Genomic DNA, 17,708 nt, shown 5'->3' with positions numbered 1-17,708 from the left:
AGGTATTTCCAGATAGTAAATAACGTTTACCTAATAAGTTTTGATTTTTTACAATTTCAATAATACCTTATTAATGAAAATAAGGATAATAATGAGAACGATATCTCTGTGGTAAATAAAGATAATAATCACGTTGAAAAAAATAGTGAAATATCAAAAATACAAATTAGTGAAAATAATATTATTAGAAATAATGTAGAAGACAAAAAATTCGATGAAGCAGTTTTAAAGGATGAAAAACAAGATAAACAACAAGATGAAAAACTTAAGCCAAATGAAAATAATAATCGAAAGTTTACAGAGATAAAAACGGAAGATGTTGGTCATTTTAATGGAACTATAAACGATAAAAAAATGGGGAATGATGCGGTTCAGGAAGATGCCATTCAAACAAGAACGAAAGAGAATCTAAATAACCAATCTCAAACCAATAATCACATTAAAACCAAAGTAACTGTGAAACGAGCAACGACTGATTTTGAAAATATAAAAACAGTAAATAAAAGTGAAACTCCTAATAAAAATATAATTGGAACATCAAGAGCTTATAAAAAATTAACTGATAAAGATATTATAAAATTAAGAAAGCTACTTGCTAAACATGATTTGTATCACCCTGTAGTAACAAAAAGTGTAAGAGAAATGACAGAAGATAGTTCATTGGAAGCATTGGATTATTCTGACAACTATACATTTCAAACGTTAATTTTTCAGCCAGAACCATTAACTACGAAGGAAGTGTTAGACAGTAAAACAATACCTTTCCAAATACATAGTTATTTAACAGGAGCAAATTCAGGAGATGTTTATAAGATTAATTTACAATTAGATCCCATTATTGCAAACCATGTTAAGAAAATAACTGTAAACCCAACCGGTCGTAGTTCATTAGTGGAATTAGTAAGACTGGCAAATAAAGAGGGTAAGGCAACAAATATTTGGCAAGTTAACTTTATTAGAGCTAGTGGTGGCCTTTTTGGTGGAGCGGAAATATTGAGTCAGTACACAGCTGAAAACGGAAAAATAGAATTGGACGATACCGTACGGAACATATTAGAAAAAATGGAAGACCATAGTGATAAGTTAAATTACTTAATATATGTAAAAGATTCACAAGAAAACAAAAAGATTAAAACTTCTGAAACTAGCGGCTATTTCCTAACGCCATCTGAAACTTTAATTAATAGTATTGTCTCATCAAACTCTGATGCCGCGAATAGTGCATTTAAAGGAAGTAGTGGTGCTATCCAATTTGATTCCGATATTGGTGAATTTGGTGGTATTACGGTAGACCAACAAATATTAAAAAATGGAACTTTTAATTATGGTGGCCCTCTAATAGATTCAGGATTAAATAAACAATGGAGATATCACTACCAAATTGATTCGAAACTTGTTCCATATATTGGTTCAATTGAATTACATAGTTATGACTTTTATGGAGTGAGTGGTTTCGATAAAACCTATTACCCTAAAAATAAAGTCGCTGATTTGGCAATAGATAAAGATGGTAGAGGGTCAATTACAAGTAGTAATTTAAATGATTTAATTGTGTTTCATAACGCATTACCGGAAACAGTGGGCATTAGATTGGTTATCAAATATAATCAAAGTCCAAATAATACATTAACAAGAAATGCTGAATATGACGAAAATGGTAATTTAATTAGCAATACTACAAAAGTAAAAGAAGACTTTGCATTCTATGGGTATCTGACAGATAAGAATGGTGGGATGATTAAAAATACATTCGGATCATCTACTTATTATATTCAAGATTTAGATATAGACGGTTTGACAGATAACTTTGAATTTCATAAATCACACACGGATCCCTTTAATCAAGATACGGATGGTGACCGTAAAAATGATGGTGACAAAGTATTACGTTATGGGCTTCTCCATTAGTAGGAAAACCTATAGCCGATGATATAACTACAGAAGATACTACAGTAATTGGTAAAGTAAATTTAGATTTTTTAGCGCCTCAACAAAAAGTGAAAATACTAGATGAAAACGGCTCATTAATAAGTATAGATACTTTAAATGAGGATGGTACATTCAGTATGCAAGTTCCGAAATTAAAACCAGGGACTTATACAATAGCTATCGAATCTCCAAATTATACTAATGATGAAGTTAACACTTTCAAAGTTATAGATATAAAAGAAATACTTAAACCTAGCATAAATCCTGTGAATGATCAAAGTAAGGAAATTGAAATTAATGGTGTTGAGGGCTCAACAATCATTATTAAAGATGAAAATAATGTTATTGTTGGTCAGACGATATTAAATAATGGACAAACTACAAGTATTATTAATTTAAAAAAACCATTAAAAGCAGGAACTATTTTAACAGCAATAGCAGAAAAAAATGGCATTAATAGTAATGTTTCGAATTCTGTCATAGTTGAAGATGTGACGTCGCCATTAGCGCCAACAATGAAAGATTTCACAAGTAATGATACCCAAATTACAGGAGAATCTGAACCAAATTCAACAGTTGAAATTACGTTCCCGGACGGCCAAAAAGTGACAACGACTACCGATAATCAAGGTCGCTACGTTGTAGATATTCCAACAGGAGCGCTAAACAATGGAGGAGAAGTTAGCGCCAAAGCGACAGATAAAGCCGGCAACGAATCACCAAAAACAACGAAAGATGTCGCTGATGAAACGGTGCCAGAAGCACCAAAAGTTGATAATGTCACAAATAACGATATTCAAATTATAGGTAAAACAGAGCCTCATGCAAGCGTGACAATTCAATTCCCTAATAAACAAATTATTACTGGAAAAGCAGATGAACAAGGTGATTTTTCTATAGGCATACCAAGTGAAATTAAGTTATTAGGTAATGAAATTCTTATTATCAATATTACAGATAAAGCAGGTAATATATCTAATAGAACAAGTGTTTCAAGTTATCAATGAGTATATAACATTCTTTAATAATGAAAGAATTACATTAAAAATGGCTAATCTCGTATAAACCGAGATTAACCGATAATTTAATTATTTATTTGTCTACTTGACGGGGTGCAATTCAATTTATGTCCCAAGCTCTTTTTTTATGTTTTATGTAGAAGTACTTTCGAAATAGTTTTCTCCGAGTATAGATTTGGCACTAAAGCGTGAAGGATCTATATGCTCTTTGACAAATTGGGGAACTTCATCTTCCTTAATATCGTACATTGTTTCTATTTCTTTGGAAAATAATCTATGTTGTTCTTTTAAATACAATTCTAGGTTTGGTAGTGGTTTTGTCATCATTTTTGTTGTAGTATCAAGTGTTTTTAATGTTTCGATATAAACATTTAATGCTCTAGAACCAACAATTTTGGTTCCTTTGTTGTCATTATTTATAATAACAATCATCGGGAATCCGCGAACACCTAATTGACGCACTAAATTGAAGTCTTCTGTTAGTAGTCTGTGGCCTTTCTGACTATTAGCTAAATCGAAAATATGTTTTATATCCATATCATGATTATCCTTATATAAAGTATGAACAATATCTTTTAATACGGTTTGATTTGAAATGTTTTTATTGAAAACAAATACAGATTCCCTAACAAGACGGATATATTCTATTGCTTTTGAAGGAGAATCTAACTGCTGAATGGCTTTGTATATACGAGATGCTGGAAATGAAGATTGAATGGGATCTGTTTCCATAATTGTACCATCAATCGGCATACGTGAGTATTGACCGACTTCTTGCCAATGTGGTGTAACATCTGCAGGTTTATAAATACCGTTAGCGGGGTCTATGGTCCGTCTCCCCATGCTTCTAGTAATCCACCCATGACCATTTGAAAATTAAATAAATGACCGTACTGTACTGTACTAATAATTTATTTAATATAGGTTCAAATGCCCAACAATGTGAGCACATTGGATCTGTTACATAGTATAAAGTTAGCTTAGGTGTATCGAAATTAAAATCAATAGTTTCTATTGTGTTGTCATCACTAGATGTACAAATGCCAGAATAGATATCGCATACCATATTTTGTTTCATGTTCCTAACCTCCAAAGTTTAATTAAAAAGTATATAGCTTTATAATAGTGATAAATGTATATCATAAGTACCAACAAAATGTGTATTATGTTGGATATTCAATATACGGACACGAATGTTGGAGGAAAATGAGGGAGCCGAATGGTAGAATCAAAATCAGACTTACGAGTTATTAAAACTAGAAAATCTATTATGCAAGCATTCATAAAGCTTTCAGATGAAAAAGATTTTAAAAATATAACGGTAAAAGACATTGCGCAAGAAGCATTAATTAATAGAGCAACATTTTATTATCACTTTAGTGATATTTATGATCTATTGGACAAAGTTTTAGCTGAAGAACTTTTGATTAACTTAAATTATGAAGATTTTAAAGATAATAAGTTGAATGAAGAAACAATTGCCAGTATTTTTAAAGCTATTGCAGAATTTCAATTATCATTAAATAGAAGATATCATAGGAGTTATCCTGAAACAATAGGTAGTATCATTCAAGAGCATACCGAGAGAATGTTGTATAAATTATTAGCAGATGTTCCTTTTGAAGATGATAGTATTCGTCAGCTTTCAGCGAGTATGTTAAGCGCAAGTATTTATAGAGCTTCTGAAAAGTGGTGTCATGGATTTAGTGATGTTCCAGCTGAGACATATATTCAAAGTGTCACACCTTATATTATTTCTGGATTGGTATCTCGTAAATAAAATGAAATGAGGTGTTTGTTATGGGGATTATTATTATCATATTGGAAATTATTTTAGGTATCTTTTTTATAATGACAGGCTTGAAAATATTATCTGGTGCTATGAAACAGGAATTTGCAAAATTAGGTTATCCACCAATTTTTAATAAAATTACAGGGCTGTTTGAACTTATAGGTGGTATAGCAATGCTTGTTGGTATTTTTTATATACCATTGGCTATATTTGCGAGTATTTTATTAGCTTCAACTATGTTGGCAGGTGCAGGTTCACTTGTATTCCTTGGGAAAGACTCTATTAAAAAAGCACTGCCAGCCATCGTATTATTTGTTTTGAATTTGATTATATTGATTTATCTATTGATAGTTTAAAAACTTTGGCACCTGGGACATAAGGCATTGTCTTAGGCAACTTTTTTGAATAGTCAGTTGATGATTTATAGGAAAATTAAAATATCAATTTTATGGTATTAGTGTTAGTTATTTAAGTATTCATATCAATCTAATTGGAAAATAGCCTGAGACATCTATTTATGTCTCAGGCTATTTTGAACTATCTATTCATCATTGCCAAACTATATCTACGAAAATTTTATACAATCCCTTGTATTCTTAATACGATTTCCGCAACTAAGGCAGAACCAATATATGTACTTATTAAAATGACAATACCCACAACAACTGTTTTCCACCCTAACTTTGCGAAATCTGCCCAAGAGTTACCAATTGAAACACCTGCATAAGCAACGACAGGTGTTGCGAGTGATAATAAGTCTACTTTTTCAGTCCATTCAACTATATGTGCTGCACCTGGTACACCTGGAATAGTTAATAACAAGCCAATAATGCCTATGTAGGCAATACTAGGGATATTAAAAGGCACGATGTCACGGAGTATTAATCCTAGTAATGCGATGGCTATGAGTGAAAGAATGCCTGGTAAAGCGTTTAATGGCATAATGCTATAGCCTATCCAGTTACTTAATAAAGAAATAATACCGACAACACATAAAGTAAGTATCCAATTCATCACTTTTGATGACATTCTAATCACTCCTGTTCCTTAGTAAATTTATTTTTGATGTTCATGATTAAACTATAATATTTTCTAGTTAAAGGTAGTGCAATCAACATGCCGACATATAAACCAGTCACGGACGTGAGTAAATTACTTACACCAGAAAAAGCTGTGATTGTGCTTGTCTGATCTGGATACATTTCTACCAGAGGACCAAGTGCGGCGGCAGTCATTACACCACTTCCCACACCTGTTGCCATAGCATAAGCAATGGGACTTAAAGGTAGAATTGAAATGATGATGCCAGAAAATATACTGAAAAAGATAGCGCCGAAAATAGTACCAAATATGTACATGGACATAACGCCTCGCCATTCAGGAGAGGCAATGCCGAATTTTTCAGTGATTAATGCTAAATTAGGTTCTCTCCCTATAGAGTGGGTCATACCGATAGATTCACGACGAAGTCCAAGTAAAATCGCCAAAGGTAAAGAAAATACAATGGTTCCTAAATTACCAATTTCTTGAAGTATCAAAGCTGGACCAGCAGCAATAATTTTGGGTAAAGCAGGTCCGGCTTCTACACCAAATTTTGCTATAAGTAAAGCTACAGAAATGAACACCATAGGTTCAGAATTTTTAGCTTGTTTGTGCTTAATCAATGGCGTGAAATAAACAGCTAAACCTAATAGTACAGCATACACTACGGGTAATAAGAGGATTGATGTCATGCCCAAAGGTATTTTATGTGCACCGATGACTTCGGAAATAATGACTATGACCAAAACGATGCTATGTAATCTCCAATCTTTCCATAAGTTGTTTTGTTGTTCCAAATCAATCACCCCTACAATAATCTGAATATAAAGAAAATTCTAAATATTAATAGCATCTATTGTATACTTACTATTCGAAAATTAAAAGGGGGTAGAAGTGATTCATATATTTTTGGAATTTAATATATGTAAAGTGAAAGCTTAGGCGTATAATGGAATCATTATAGTTAGAAAGTGGTGGTGAAAGTGCAACACGCATACCGACAACTCATATTAGGGATGGTTTGTTTATTTATAGTGATGGCGATTGGACGTTTTGCATACACACCTATAATGCCATTTATGCAACAAACAGGTCATATGGATAATCAAAGTGCTGGTTTATTGGCAACAATCAACTATTTAGGTTATTTAATAGGTGCTATCATACCTATGTGGTTAGTTATAGTTAACAAAGTTACAGATTTGAAAATTTATTTATTTATAAATATCATTTCAACCTTAATGATGGGGTTATTGGACGATTTTACAGTTTGGACCATATTACGCCTCATTTCTGGGATAACAAGTGGTACTGTTTTTGTCTTAGCATCAAATGTAGCCCTTGAGGCGTTAAGAGTAGCTAAGAAAGATGGTATTTCAGGTTTATTGTACAGTGGTGTAGGTTTAGGAATTTTTACAAGTAGTATATTTATTTTCATCTATACTAGTGCTGACACGTGGAAGATGACTTGGATTGTACTTAGTCTTTTTTCATTAATTATGGGAAGTTTTGTATTATTTGGAATGCGTGAAAATCCAATCACTGAAAATGAAGATTCCAATTCATCAAATAACACAAATAATGTAGCGGTTAAGTTAAAGAAAAAATTTATTTGGGGATTTTCAATAGCATATTTTTGTGAAGGTGCAGGATATATTATAACGGGTACTTTCTTAGTAGCCATCGTTAAATCTATACCCGAATTAGCCGATTATGCAGCTTTAAGTTGGATGTTTGTAGGTTTGGGTGCAATTCCGTCAACGATTTTGTGGTCGATGATGGCTAACAAGCTAGGGCATGCGAAAGCAATATATTTGGCGTTTATCCTACAAATTATTGCTGTGGTATTGCCAGTATTTTCAGGAAGTATGATGAGTTTGGTGATTAGTTCGCTATTTTTTGGAGCAACATTCCTTGGCTTGACGACATTATTCATGTCTAAAGCACAAACGCTGATGTTTGAAAGTGCTAGTAAAATTAATTTAGTCGCTTCATTAACTGTCATATATAGTTTAGGACAAATGATTGCACCTGCTTTTTCAGGTGTATTAATTGGCGAGTCAGGTAATTATAATGCAGCATTAATATTTGCAGCAGTTATACTGTGTATCGGCTTATTAAGTAGTTTTTATAGCTATAGAGTAACAGATTAACTTTTGTGCAAAGTGTTTTTGTATAGCATATCATAATATCAAAGCAAGAATGATTTATATCTATAAAAGGCTTCTGAAGATATATGTGTGTAGTCTTTTTTATTGGTTATCATCTTTTTGTGTAAGTTGACATTTTGTGGTAATATCGTCATGAATAAAAATTCGAGATAATAATAGATAAGAAGGTTTAATTATATATGAAAGAAAATTTTTGGCGTGAATTACCGCGTCCATTTTTTGTATTAGCGCCGATGGAAGACGTTACTGATGTGGTCTTCCGTCATGTGGTTAGTGAAGCGGGCAGACCAGATGTATTTTTTACTGAGTTTACGAATACAGAAAGTTATTGCCATCCTGAAGGTGTCCATAGCGTGCGTGGGCGTTTAACATTTACCGAAGATGAACAGCCTATTGTTGCTCACATTTGGGGAGATAAACCAGATCATTTTAGAGAAATGAGTATCGGTATGGCAGAGATGGGGTTTAAAGGTATCGATTTGAATATGGGTTGCCCTGTGCCAAATGTTGCGACAAAAGGAAAAGGTTCGGGTTTAATTCAACGTCCTGAAATAGCTGCAGAAATTATTCAAGCAGCTAAAGCGGGCGGTATACCAGTAAGTGTGAAAACGCGTCTTGGTTATTCTGAAATTGATGAATGGCGAGACTGGTTGAGACATGTATTTGAACAGGATATTGCAAATTTGTCGATTCATCTACGTACACGTAGAGAAATGAGTAAGGTAGATGCGCACTGGGAATTGATTGGTGAAATTAAAAAGCTTCGTGATGAAATTGCACCAGACACGTTGTTAACAATTAACGGAGATATTCCAGATAGAAAGACAGGACTTGAACTTGCAGAAAAATATGGCATTGATGGCGTAATGATTGGCCGTGGGATTTTTCATAATCCATATGCCTTTGAAAAAGAGCCGAGAGAACATACGAGTGAAGAGTTACTTGGACTATTGAGATTACATCTTGATTTGTTCGATCAATATACTGAAAATGAACCACGTCAGTTTAAGCCATTACGTAGGTTCTTTAAAATATATGTGCGAGGCATCCGAGGTGCAAGTGAATTAAGACATCAATTGATGAGTACGAATACGACAGATGATGCTCGGAAATTACTTGATGAATTTGAAGCACAAACGGAACAAGTCAAATAAAAATATCAAAAATAAAAGCTAGCTCTGAAATCATAAGGATTCTGAGTTAGCTTTTTATTATAGTAATGAGGGTCTGAGGTATAGATAGTTGTCTCGGACTCTGTTTGCAATTAGGTAGTAGGTGACAGAATTGAAAATATAAAGTCTCACTTATTTAAAGAGACTATTTTCTATTTTTAGAGAAACGCGTCGTTCTTATATATGACCTTTAGATTAGGGTAACCCTTTATCCCAGCCAACATTGCAGGGATGTAACTAACAAATCTCTATTAGAAAATTTGATTTCTGTTCTATTCTCTTATTTTTGTTTTATAGTAAGCGCGATGATAAAGGCAATGATCATAAATGCTGTAATCATCAATACAACACCAGGCCATTGAATAGCGCCATAAAAAATCCCTGCTAAAGTACCACCGACAGATGACCCCATGTAATAGAAAAGTAAATATAAACTAGATGCCTGTGCTTTATGATCTTCGGCACGACTTGTAACAACTGCACTTGCAATTGCATGACCACTGAAAAACGCATAAACACTAAATGCTAAACCTAGTATTTTAAAGGGTAATGGCGGTAGAAGTGTGATCCAAATACCGAAAATGAGCAGCAATATACTAAATTTCAAAGCATTTAAAGTCCCAAGTTGTGCTCTTAATTTTGCATTAAGTATAGATGAAATCATACCGATTAAAAATAATAAATAAACAAAGCTAATCACACTATCATGTAAATGATAGGGTTCATCCGCTAATACAAAACCGATATAGTTAAAGGCTGCAATGTTACAACCTAAAAGCAAAAAACCTATCATAAATGGTTTTAATAATCTAATATTCTTCAAATGTTTACTGTAACTCACTAATAATGCTTTGACAGAAAAGCGTTGTTTTTCGAAATGGTTAGATGCAGGTAATAGAAATGTAAAAAGAATTGCAGCAATCACACTAATGATACCTATTGAAATTAGACCTGTTTGATAACCATAAATACTAGAAATAAAACCAGTGAATATCCTCCCAAAAGCACCACCAAAAGCATTACCGCTAATATAAATTCCCATAGCTTCAGGTAAATTATGTGAAGAAATTTCTTCGCCAATATAAGCCATTGCTATGGAAGGGAGCCCTGCTAAACAGATACCTTGTATCAAGCGCACGATTAGAAAAGTATTAAAATCTAAAATAAAAGGTTGCACCAATGCTAAAAGTGACACAGACATAACAGAAAATATCATAATCGGTTTGCGACCTAAAACTTCTGATAGTGCACCGAAGAACAGCATTGCAATCGCTAAGGTGATTGTTGCTGCAGACAGCGCTAAACTAGCAACGGTTTCGCTTACATTAAAAGCATTTGTAAAATGTGGAATAAGTGGCTGCACACTATAAAGAATTGAAAATATAGTGAATCCTGAAATGAACAGGGCAACAATGATTTTTATATAAGCCTGTGATCCTTTTTTGACATAGTTGTTTTTTAAATCGTCCAATGTTAAAACCCCGCTTATGATCTGATGTATTTATGTTAGCATGTAATTAATAATATAAAAAATGCATTATTTTCATTTAATGAATGCACAATATGCATAAGGGGTTGTTGAGATGGAATGGCATCACTTTGAATACTTTAAGCAATTAGCACAAACTGAAAATATGTCAGAGTGTGCAAAAATGTTAAACGTAAGTCAATCAACGTTGAGTAGGGCGATAAAGAACTTAGAAGCGGAACTAGGCATCCCACTTTTTAACAGGGTTGGAAGAACGATTAAACTGAATAAGTACGGTATCGCATTTTTAAAAACGACGAATAATATCATCAATGAAATGGATATCTATAAAAGTAATGTGCTTGATGCTACTAATGTATATAATGGGAAATTAGTCATAGGTTTTTTACATTCAGTGGGCGTGACCTATATATCAGAATTTTTAAAGTCATTTAATTTAGCATATCCAAATATCCAATTGAAATTGATACAACATGATGCGAAACGCTTAATTACAATGTTAGATGACGGGGAAGTGGATATGATTATTACTACTATTTCTGAAACAAGTCAGAATACGCATTTTGAACCGCTCATTGTAGAAAAATTATATGTGACATTACATGAACAGCATAGGTTAAGCCATTGTAGTGAAATTGCTATTGAAGCATTGGTGAATGAAAAATTCATATTATTAAAGCCTAATTTATTATTACGACAACAAGTAGATGAAATATTAAAAGCATATCAATTTACACCGGAAATTAGTTTTGAAGGTGACGAAGTTATTACAATAGCGACATTTATCAGTTCTGGACTGGGCGTATCTATATTGCCACATTTGAGGGATGTGCGCTTACCTAATTTGAAACAAATTCCAATAAAAAATCATGATGCGAAAAGAACGATAGGATTGTGTTATAAAAATAAAAGTAACAAGGTTCCAATAATAAATAAAACTAAAGAAAGTTTGATTGAATATTTTTCAAAGATACAAAAATAGAGGCATAATCATTTAAATAATTAACTATATTTGAGTTAACTTCCATTTTTCTTTCTTACTTGCTGTGGTGTTATAATACGCGTGATAAAAATAAGCATTCATTTATACATCGCTTCCCTCATTATTACGAATAGTGAGGCGTATTTGTTGGTGTGGCTTCACAATCAAGATGAAAAGGAATGAGATACATACTTTTTCGTTTAGTATTAAAAATTCCAAAAATAATTACACAAAATAACCGTACAAATAAATTTTGTACGGTTATTTTGTTATTTTAAGTCATTTTATATACGCAATTCAAAAATATTTTAAAAGGTAAAATTTTTCTTTTAAAAACTATTGATTTTAATTAAAAATTTTATAAGATTATAGAGTATGTGTATAATTAATTTTAAAATGGAGTAAAACACATTAAATAAATAATAATAATAAAATTGGGGGATTGGGATAATATGAAAAGATTATTATTTTTTGTAATAATGGTTATGTTTGTATTAGCTGGTTGTGGTACTGAAAATGATGAAGCAAAAAGCGCGGATAAAGATTCAGATAAATCAAAAGCAACTAGCAAAATGAAAAAGTTTAAAATTGGACAGGCTGTTGATGCAGATGGTGTGCAAGTGAAATTAACTAAAATTGAATATGTTAATGATTATGACGAATATAGTGCACCAGAAAACGGAAAAGTTATTAAAGTGTATTTGAAATTTAAAAATAATAATGAAGATCAGGTGCTTATGGATTCATCTGACTTTAGCATGAAGGTAAATAATGAAAATTATCAAGAATGGTTTGGTAATGACGATACGAATACAGGCTTTTCTCATCAATTAAATAAAGGGAACACTGGTTCTGGATACATAACTTATGATGTGCCGGATAGTGATAATTATACTTTAGAGATGGATGCTACGCCAAAATTCAATAATGTAAAAGCTAAATGGGAAATTAAAAAAACAGATATCAAGGAAGCATCTGTAGCTAATAGTAATGAGTCGAATGATGAAGCGGAAACAGACACTAATGTTGAATCAGAAGACAGCGAAGAACCAAAAATAACAGATGAAGACTCAGAAGATACTGAAAGTGAAGAAACAGGATATTCAGCAGAAATGTATAACGCACTAGTGGATGAATATAACGCATTAACTGATGGTGAAAAAATGAATCATGTAGACGATGATGTGTTAGAAATCGAATATGATCAATTAGAAGCACGTGTTGACGCATTATATGATAAGAAAATGGATGAAGAAGATAAAGCTTTAGAAGAAGAAATGGAGCAAGAAGACAAAGCTTTAGAAGAAGAAATGGAACAAGATGAAAAAGAGTATGAAGAGGAAATGGAAGCTATAGATAAAGAATACGAAGAAGAAATGAAGAAAATCGAAGAAGAAGATACAACGGATGAAGATACATCAGAAGATGACGCAGCATAAACTAAAAATGAAAGAGGTAAATAAATATGAATCAAAATCAAACGGTTAGACAAACAAACAGGGTAGCAGAAATGATTTTAGGAATTTTAGGAAGTATATTTGGTATTTTAGGTGGATTATTTGCTATTATGCTTGATGGTATTGGTGCAGAATTTGGAGCTACTGAAAGTGGTAGTATTACAGGATTAGGCATAGCAGTTATTTTAACATGTATTATAACTCTAGTGCTTAGTTGTATAATAAATAAAAAAAGAGTACTTATAGGAGTGTTGCTATTAGTTGGTGGCATTTTAAATATCGTGTTTATTAGCTTTTTTGGCATATTGTCAGGAATTTTAATTTTAGTTGCTGGTATCTTAGCTTTAATTAGAAAATAAGTTAGTATTTAACGAAAATAGTGACAATACTTTAAATAGTTTTTAGTAATGATAAAAGTGAAACACGCTCAATGATGTGCACCTGAAAATTGGTATGAAAACCTAATTTTAGGAATTTAGTACATATTTGAGGGTGTTTTTAATTTTTAAATAAGGCATATTATAAATAATAGTTTCATGAATCTTACATAGATTATTTGAAATATGGCTATGTTCATATCATAATTATGGAAAACGATAACGGAAGAGGATGGTTCGATGTTTACAATCTATGGTCACAGAGGTTTACCGAGTAAAGCGCCAGAAAATACACTGGCTTCATATAAAAAGGCTGCTGACATACCTGGTTTAAAATGGATTGAATTAGATGTTGCAATTACGAAAGATGAACAGCTAGTTATCATACACGATGATTTTCTTGATCGAACAACGGATATGACAGGTGAAGTAACTCAATTAGATTATATGGACATAAAAAATGCTTCGACTGGCAGTTGGTTTGGCAAAGCATTTGAAGCTGAAAGATTGCCGACTTTTAAAGATGTCATCAAGATGGCGAATGAAACGCAAATAAATCTAAATATTGAATTAAAGGGCGTAAGTGGTTCGAATGGTACGGCCTTATCTGAAAGTATGGTTACACAAGTCGCTGAACAATTAAAAGAACTAGATTCGAATATAGAAGTATTGATTTCAAGTTTTAATGTCTATTTAGTTAAATTAGCCGAAGCGTTATTGCCAGAATATCCAAGAGCATTAATTTTTAAATCTGCAGCGTTCCAAGGAGATTGGAGAACTTTATTAGATTTTTGTGGATCAAATATTGTGAATATTGAAGATGCCAAACTTTCTCAAGCGCGTGTGAAAATGATAAAAAATGCAGGTTATACATTAAATGTGTGGACAGTTAACAAATCACTACGTGCGAATCAATTAGCTAATTGGGGCGTAGATGGTATTTTTACGGATCATGCTGACGATATGATTCATTTAGAGAGACCATAATGATTGAAAAATGAATGGGTACTGATGATGATTTAGCAATAAGAAATCACTTTTAAGTGTGTAAGCATTTTAGAAAATAAGTAAACAAAAAAGTAATCATTTATTATTAATTAGACATCTCAACAGTTAATATATGAAAATTAGATAATCCGTGGTATGAGAACTGTTATAATAAAGAAAATAGTGAGTAATATACGTATGGATAATGCTCAAATGGATTTCAGCTAGTAAAATTGTATTAAAATAAGAAACAGAGGATTGTGTGTAATGGAAAGTAATAGTAATAACAATGATTATGAGAATTTGTTGTTTTATTTTGCCTATAAAACATTTATTAACACTGCAGATGAAATTATCGAAAAATATGGGCTGAATAGACAACATCATCGTTTTTTATTTTTTATTGAGAAAGTACCTGGTATTACAATTAAAGATTTATTGAAAAGTTTAGAAATATCTAAACAAGGTAGTCATGCCACATTAAAAAAATTAAAAGATGAAGCTTACATCATTGAAAAGCAAACAGCTACGGATAAGCGTGTCAAAGCGTTATATCCTACTGATAAAGGTACGAAATTAGTTAGAGAGTTAAATAAAAAACAAAATGATATGTTTCAAGATATACAGAAAAAAGTAGGTAATGATTGGTATGCAATTATGGAAGAATTGGCTTCATACCGTACTGGTTTTCAGGAAGTGAAATATCTAAAAGATGATTTTAACAAATAAATATGAGTGTCTAACTAACGATATAGCGTAACGAGCTGTATCGTTTTCTTTTTTAAAACAAAAAGTCGCTATCAATATATAAGTCAACATTGTTGACCTTTTATAATAAATGAGTTAAATTTGTAGTGTAATTGAGATGGTTTGAAAGGAGAAATGAAAATGAAAAAAAGAGTTGGACAATATTTAATGGACTGTATCAGTGATGTTGGTGTAGATAAAGTGTTTGGTGTTCCAGGAGACTTTAATTTAACATTTTTAGATGACATTATTAGCCGAGACGACATGGAATGGATTGGTAATACGAATGAGTTGAATGCGAGTTATGCAGCAGATGGTTATGCTCGCATGAAAGGTATAGCCGCAATGGTTACGACATTTGGTGTTGGAGAATTAAGTGCCGTTAATGGTATAGCTGGTTCATACGCTGAGCGTGTGCCTGTGATTCAAATAACTGGTGCACCTACAAGAGCAGTTGAAAACGCTGGGAAATATGTACATCACTCTCTAGGAGAAGGGAATTTTGATGACTATAGAAATATGTATGCATCCATTACTACAGCGCAAGCGTATATTACACCAGAAAATGCACAAAGTGAAATTCCAAGAGTAATCAATGCAGCACTTTATGAAAAAAGACCTGTGCATATTCATTTACCCATTGATGTGGCAAATAGTGAAATTGATGTAGCAACACCATTTGAAATTGAACAACGACCACAGACTGATGTAACGAAGTACATGACAATGGTTAAAGATAAATTACAAAGTGCAGACAAACCAGTTATTATTACCGGACATGAAATTAATAGTTTTAAATTACATGAGAAGCTTGAACAGTTTGTAAAGCAATCTCAAATTCCGGTTGTACAACTTTCATTAGGTAAAGGCGCATTTAATGAAACATCTCCTTACTACATGGGGATTTATGATGCATCGTTAGCCGAAGAAGATATTAGAAATTACGTAGATCAAAGTGATGCTATCTTAAATATAGGTGCAAAATTAACTGACTCTGCTACAGCTGGCTATTCATATCAATTTGATATTGACGAAGTAGTTATGATTAATCATCATCATTTTAAAATGAATGAAACGAAAGATACAGAAGTATCATTGGTAGATTTATTGGACGGCTTGAATACCATTAACTATGTGAATAATGGTGAATTTCCAAAATTTAAACAACCGAAAGCACATGATTACGATTTGACTGATGAGCCGTTAACACAAGAAACGTATTTCAAAATGATGCAAGATTTTATTAGAGAAGAAGATGTTATATTAGCTGAACAAGGTACATCATTCTTTGGTGCGTATGATTTAGCATTGAAACATAACAATAAATTTATTGGACAACCACTTTGGGGTTCTATTGGTTACACATTACCAGCTACTTTAGGCACACAAATGGCAGATACAAGTCGTAGAAACTTATTGTTGATTGGAGATGGATCACTACAGCTTACGGTTCAGGAAATATCAACAATGATTAGAGAGAAGATTAAACCTATTATTTTTGTGATTAATAATGATGGTTACACAGTAGAACGTAAAATCCATGGTGAAAATGCTATGTATAACGATATTAAGATGTGGGATTATAAATTATTACCTACCGTATTTGGTGGAAAAGATGAAGTTCAAGTACATGATGTAAATACGAGTGAAGCATTTCAAAAAGTACTACTTCAAATAGAAGCGCAACCAGACACAATGCACTTCATTGAAGTTAAGATGGGTGTTCATGACGCGCCACATAAATTAAATGCAATTGGCCAAGCTTTCGCAAAACAAAATGGTTAATATCGTTGCAATGATGCAAGATTACAGTCATTAAAATATATTAGATAATTAGCAGTATAATTAATAAAGATAAGAGCGAGACAAATCCGAAGGTAAAATTTGGGTTTGTGTCGTTCTTTATTTTACGTTAGATATAAATAAATTTTAAAGAATAACGATATATCGTTGACATATTTCGATATATCGAAATAAAGAAAGGTGATTTATATGTTTAGAAGACATTTTCATAATACAAAGAGAAATCGTGAAGGATTTGAATTCGGTTTTGGTAGAGGTCAAGAAAGATTTGGAGGTCCTCAAGGTAGAGAAAGATTTTTTAAAAAAGGTAACTTACAATTTGTCATACTCAAGATGCTTAAAGAAGAATCAAAGCATGGTTATCAAATCATTAAGGATTTAGAGGCACAATTTAAAGGTTTTTATTCACCAAGCCCTGGCTCAGTATATCCGATATTACAAATGTTAGAAGATAGAGACTTTGTTTCTATTTCTCAGGACGGCAAGAAAAAGATATACACAATTATAGAAGAAGGTAATGCATTTTTAAATGAAAATATGAACAATGAAATGTTACAGCGATTAGAACATTTTAAAAATATGGATTTTGAAGCAATGAAGGAAGCACGTACGCAGTTATAAGATTTATTCAGAGAAATTATGGAAAAAAATAAAGAAGCATTGAATGACGCTGAGAAGAAACAAAAGTTTGATGCATTTATTGAAAAAACTAAAAACGAATTAAAGCAATTATATTAATTAA

Annotated in this window: 18 protein-coding genes and 1 pseudogene; 14 read left to right on the top strand and 5 right to left on the bottom strand. The window is 32.3% G+C overall.

Annotated features, from left to right (window positions below; translation table 11 throughout):
- Positions 1-108: 108 nt before the first annotated feature.
- From ACM595_RS08790 to ACM595_RS08780, 3 genes are all read left to right on the top strand, one after another.
- A complete protein-coding gene (locus ACM595_RS08790; RefSeq protein ID WP_256106300.1) occupies positions 109-1,908 on the top strand; it encodes a DUF4012 domain-containing protein in 1,800 nt (599 codons plus the stop codon).
- An 89-nt stretch (positions 1,909-1,997) separates the two neighbouring features.
- Positions 1,998-2,936, top strand: a complete 939-nt coding sequence (locus ACM595_RS08785; RefSeq protein ID WP_126424423.1) for an Ig-like domain-containing protein — start codon at positions 1,998-2,000, stop codon at positions 2,934-2,936.
- Positions 2,917-2,994 carry an IS3 family transposase gene (locus ACM595_RS08780; RefSeq protein ID WP_368863875.1) on the top strand — a complete coding sequence of 26 codons (78 nt, stop codon included), beginning with the start codon at positions 2,917-2,919 and terminating at the stop codon, positions 2,992-2,994. Before ACM595_RS08785 ends, ACM595_RS08780 begins: the two co-directional genes overlap by 20 nt.
- 86 nt (positions 2,995-3,080) lie before the next feature.
- On the opposite strand, the gene ACM595_RS08775 is transcribed toward ACM595_RS08780, so the two are convergent.
- Both ACM595_RS08775 and ACM595_RS08770 read right to left on the bottom strand, forming a co-directional pair.
- Entirely contained in the window at positions 3,081-3,791 is a 711-nt protein-coding gene (locus ACM595_RS08775; protein ID WP_052463674.1) for a DsbA family oxidoreductase, read from the bottom strand.
- Between the two features lie 4 nt (positions 3,792-3,795).
- Positions 3,796-4,026 (bottom strand): DsbA family protein, encoded by a 231-nt coding sequence (locus ACM595_RS08770; RefSeq protein ID WP_052463675.1) that lies wholly within the window; start codon positions 4,024-4,026, stop codon positions 3,796-3,798.
- Between the two features lie 141 nt (positions 4,027-4,167).
- Between ACM595_RS08770 and ACM595_RS08765 the strand changes: the two genes are divergently transcribed.
- Positions 4,168-4,728: a TetR/AcrR family transcriptional regulator gene (locus tag ACM595_RS08765; protein ID WP_041079894.1), complete on the top strand. Its 561-nt coding sequence runs from the start codon at positions 4,168-4,170 to the stop codon at positions 4,726-4,728.
- A 20-nt stretch (positions 4,729-4,748) separates the two neighbouring features.
- Positions 4,749-5,096: a DoxX family protein gene (locus ACM595_RS08760; protein WP_037537479.1), complete on the top strand. Its 348-nt coding sequence runs from the start codon at positions 4,749-4,751 to the stop codon at positions 5,094-5,096.
- A 220-nt stretch (positions 5,097-5,316) separates the two neighbouring features.
- On the opposite strand, the gene ACM595_RS08755 is transcribed toward ACM595_RS08760, so the two are convergent.
- Together ACM595_RS08755 and ACM595_RS08750 are read right to left on the bottom strand one after the other, a co-directional pair.
- Entirely contained in the window at positions 5,317-5,769 is a 453-nt protein-coding gene (locus ACM595_RS08755) for a hypothetical protein (protein ID WP_037537480.1), read from the bottom strand.
- Positions 5,770-5,774: 5 nt separating this feature from the next.
- Positions 5,775-6,578, bottom strand: coding sequence for a DUF3100 domain-containing protein (locus ACM595_RS08750; protein ID WP_037537482.1), 804 nt, complete (start codon positions 6,576-6,578; stop codon positions 5,775-5,777).
- A 219-nt stretch (positions 6,579-6,797) separates the two neighbouring features.
- Between ACM595_RS08750 and ACM595_RS08745 the strand changes: the two genes are divergently transcribed.
- Together ACM595_RS08745 and ACM595_RS08740 are read left to right on the top strand one after the other, a co-directional pair.
- Positions 6,798-7,934 carry a YbfB/YjiJ family MFS transporter gene (locus ACM595_RS08745; protein WP_048787506.1) on the top strand — a complete coding sequence of 379 codons (1,137 nt, stop codon included), beginning with the start codon at positions 6,798-6,800 and terminating at the stop codon, positions 7,932-7,934.
- Between the two features lie 197 nt (positions 7,935-8,131).
- Entirely contained in the window at positions 8,132-9,106 is a 975-nt protein-coding gene (locus tag ACM595_RS08740) for a tRNA dihydrouridine synthase (RefSeq protein WP_002482113.1), read from the top strand.
- Between the two features lie 298 nt (positions 9,107-9,404).
- Here ACM595_RS08740 and ACM595_RS08735 read toward each other — a convergent pair whose 3' ends face one another.
- Positions 9,405-10,595, bottom strand: a complete 1,191-nt coding sequence (locus tag ACM595_RS08735; protein ID WP_241092731.1) for an MFS transporter — start codon at positions 10,593-10,595, stop codon at positions 9,405-9,407.
- 112 nt (positions 10,596-10,707) lie between these two features.
- On the opposite strand from ACM595_RS08735, the gene ACM595_RS08730 reads away from it, so the two are divergent.
- The 7 genes and pseudogenes from ACM595_RS08730 (at position 10,708) to ACM595_RS08700 (ending at position 17,704) form a co-directional block, all read left to right on the top strand.
- Entirely contained in the window at positions 10,708-11,595 is an 888-nt protein-coding gene (locus tag ACM595_RS08730; RefSeq protein WP_002482115.1) for a LysR family transcriptional regulator, read from the top strand.
- A gap of 452 nt (positions 11,596-12,047) precedes the next feature.
- Complete coding sequence (locus tag ACM595_RS08725) at positions 12,048-13,034, top strand: DUF4352 domain-containing protein (protein WP_115338315.1); 987 nt, start codon at positions 12,048-12,050, stop codon at positions 13,032-13,034.
- A gap of 26 nt (positions 13,035-13,060) precedes the next feature.
- The gene (locus ACM595_RS08720; RefSeq protein ID WP_011302165.1) at positions 13,061-13,411 is read left to right on the top strand and encodes a DUF4064 domain-containing protein; all 351 of its coding nucleotides are present in this window, start codon (positions 13,061-13,063) and stop codon (positions 13,409-13,411) included.
- A 258-nt stretch (positions 13,412-13,669) separates the two neighbouring features.
- Positions 13,670-14,416, top strand: coding sequence for a glycerophosphodiester phosphodiesterase family protein (locus tag ACM595_RS08715; RefSeq protein ID WP_011302166.1), 747 nt, complete (start codon positions 13,670-13,672; stop codon positions 14,414-14,416).
- A gap of 267 nt (positions 14,417-14,683) precedes the next feature.
- Entirely contained in the window at positions 14,684-15,145 is a 462-nt protein-coding gene (locus ACM595_RS08710; protein WP_002482118.1) for a MarR family winged helix-turn-helix transcriptional regulator, read from the top strand.
- Between the two features lie 159 nt (positions 15,146-15,304).
- Positions 15,305-16,948, top strand: a complete 1,644-nt coding sequence (locus ACM595_RS08705) for an alpha-keto acid decarboxylase family protein (RefSeq protein WP_206236983.1) — start codon at positions 15,305-15,307, stop codon at positions 16,946-16,948.
- Between the two features lie 207 nt (positions 16,949-17,155).
- Positions 17,156-17,704, top strand: a pseudogene (locus tag ACM595_RS08700) (PadR family transcriptional regulator).
- The last annotated feature ends 4 nt before the right edge of the window (positions 17,705-17,708 follow it).

It is taken from the genome of Staphylococcus sp. LKG3-1 (genome assembly GCF_048568385.1).
In the GTDB taxonomy this organism is placed as follows: domain Bacteria; phylum Bacillota; class Bacilli; order Staphylococcales; family Staphylococcaceae; genus Staphylococcus; species Staphylococcus saprophyticus.
This window is presented reverse-complemented; position numbering and strand designations above follow the sequence as displayed.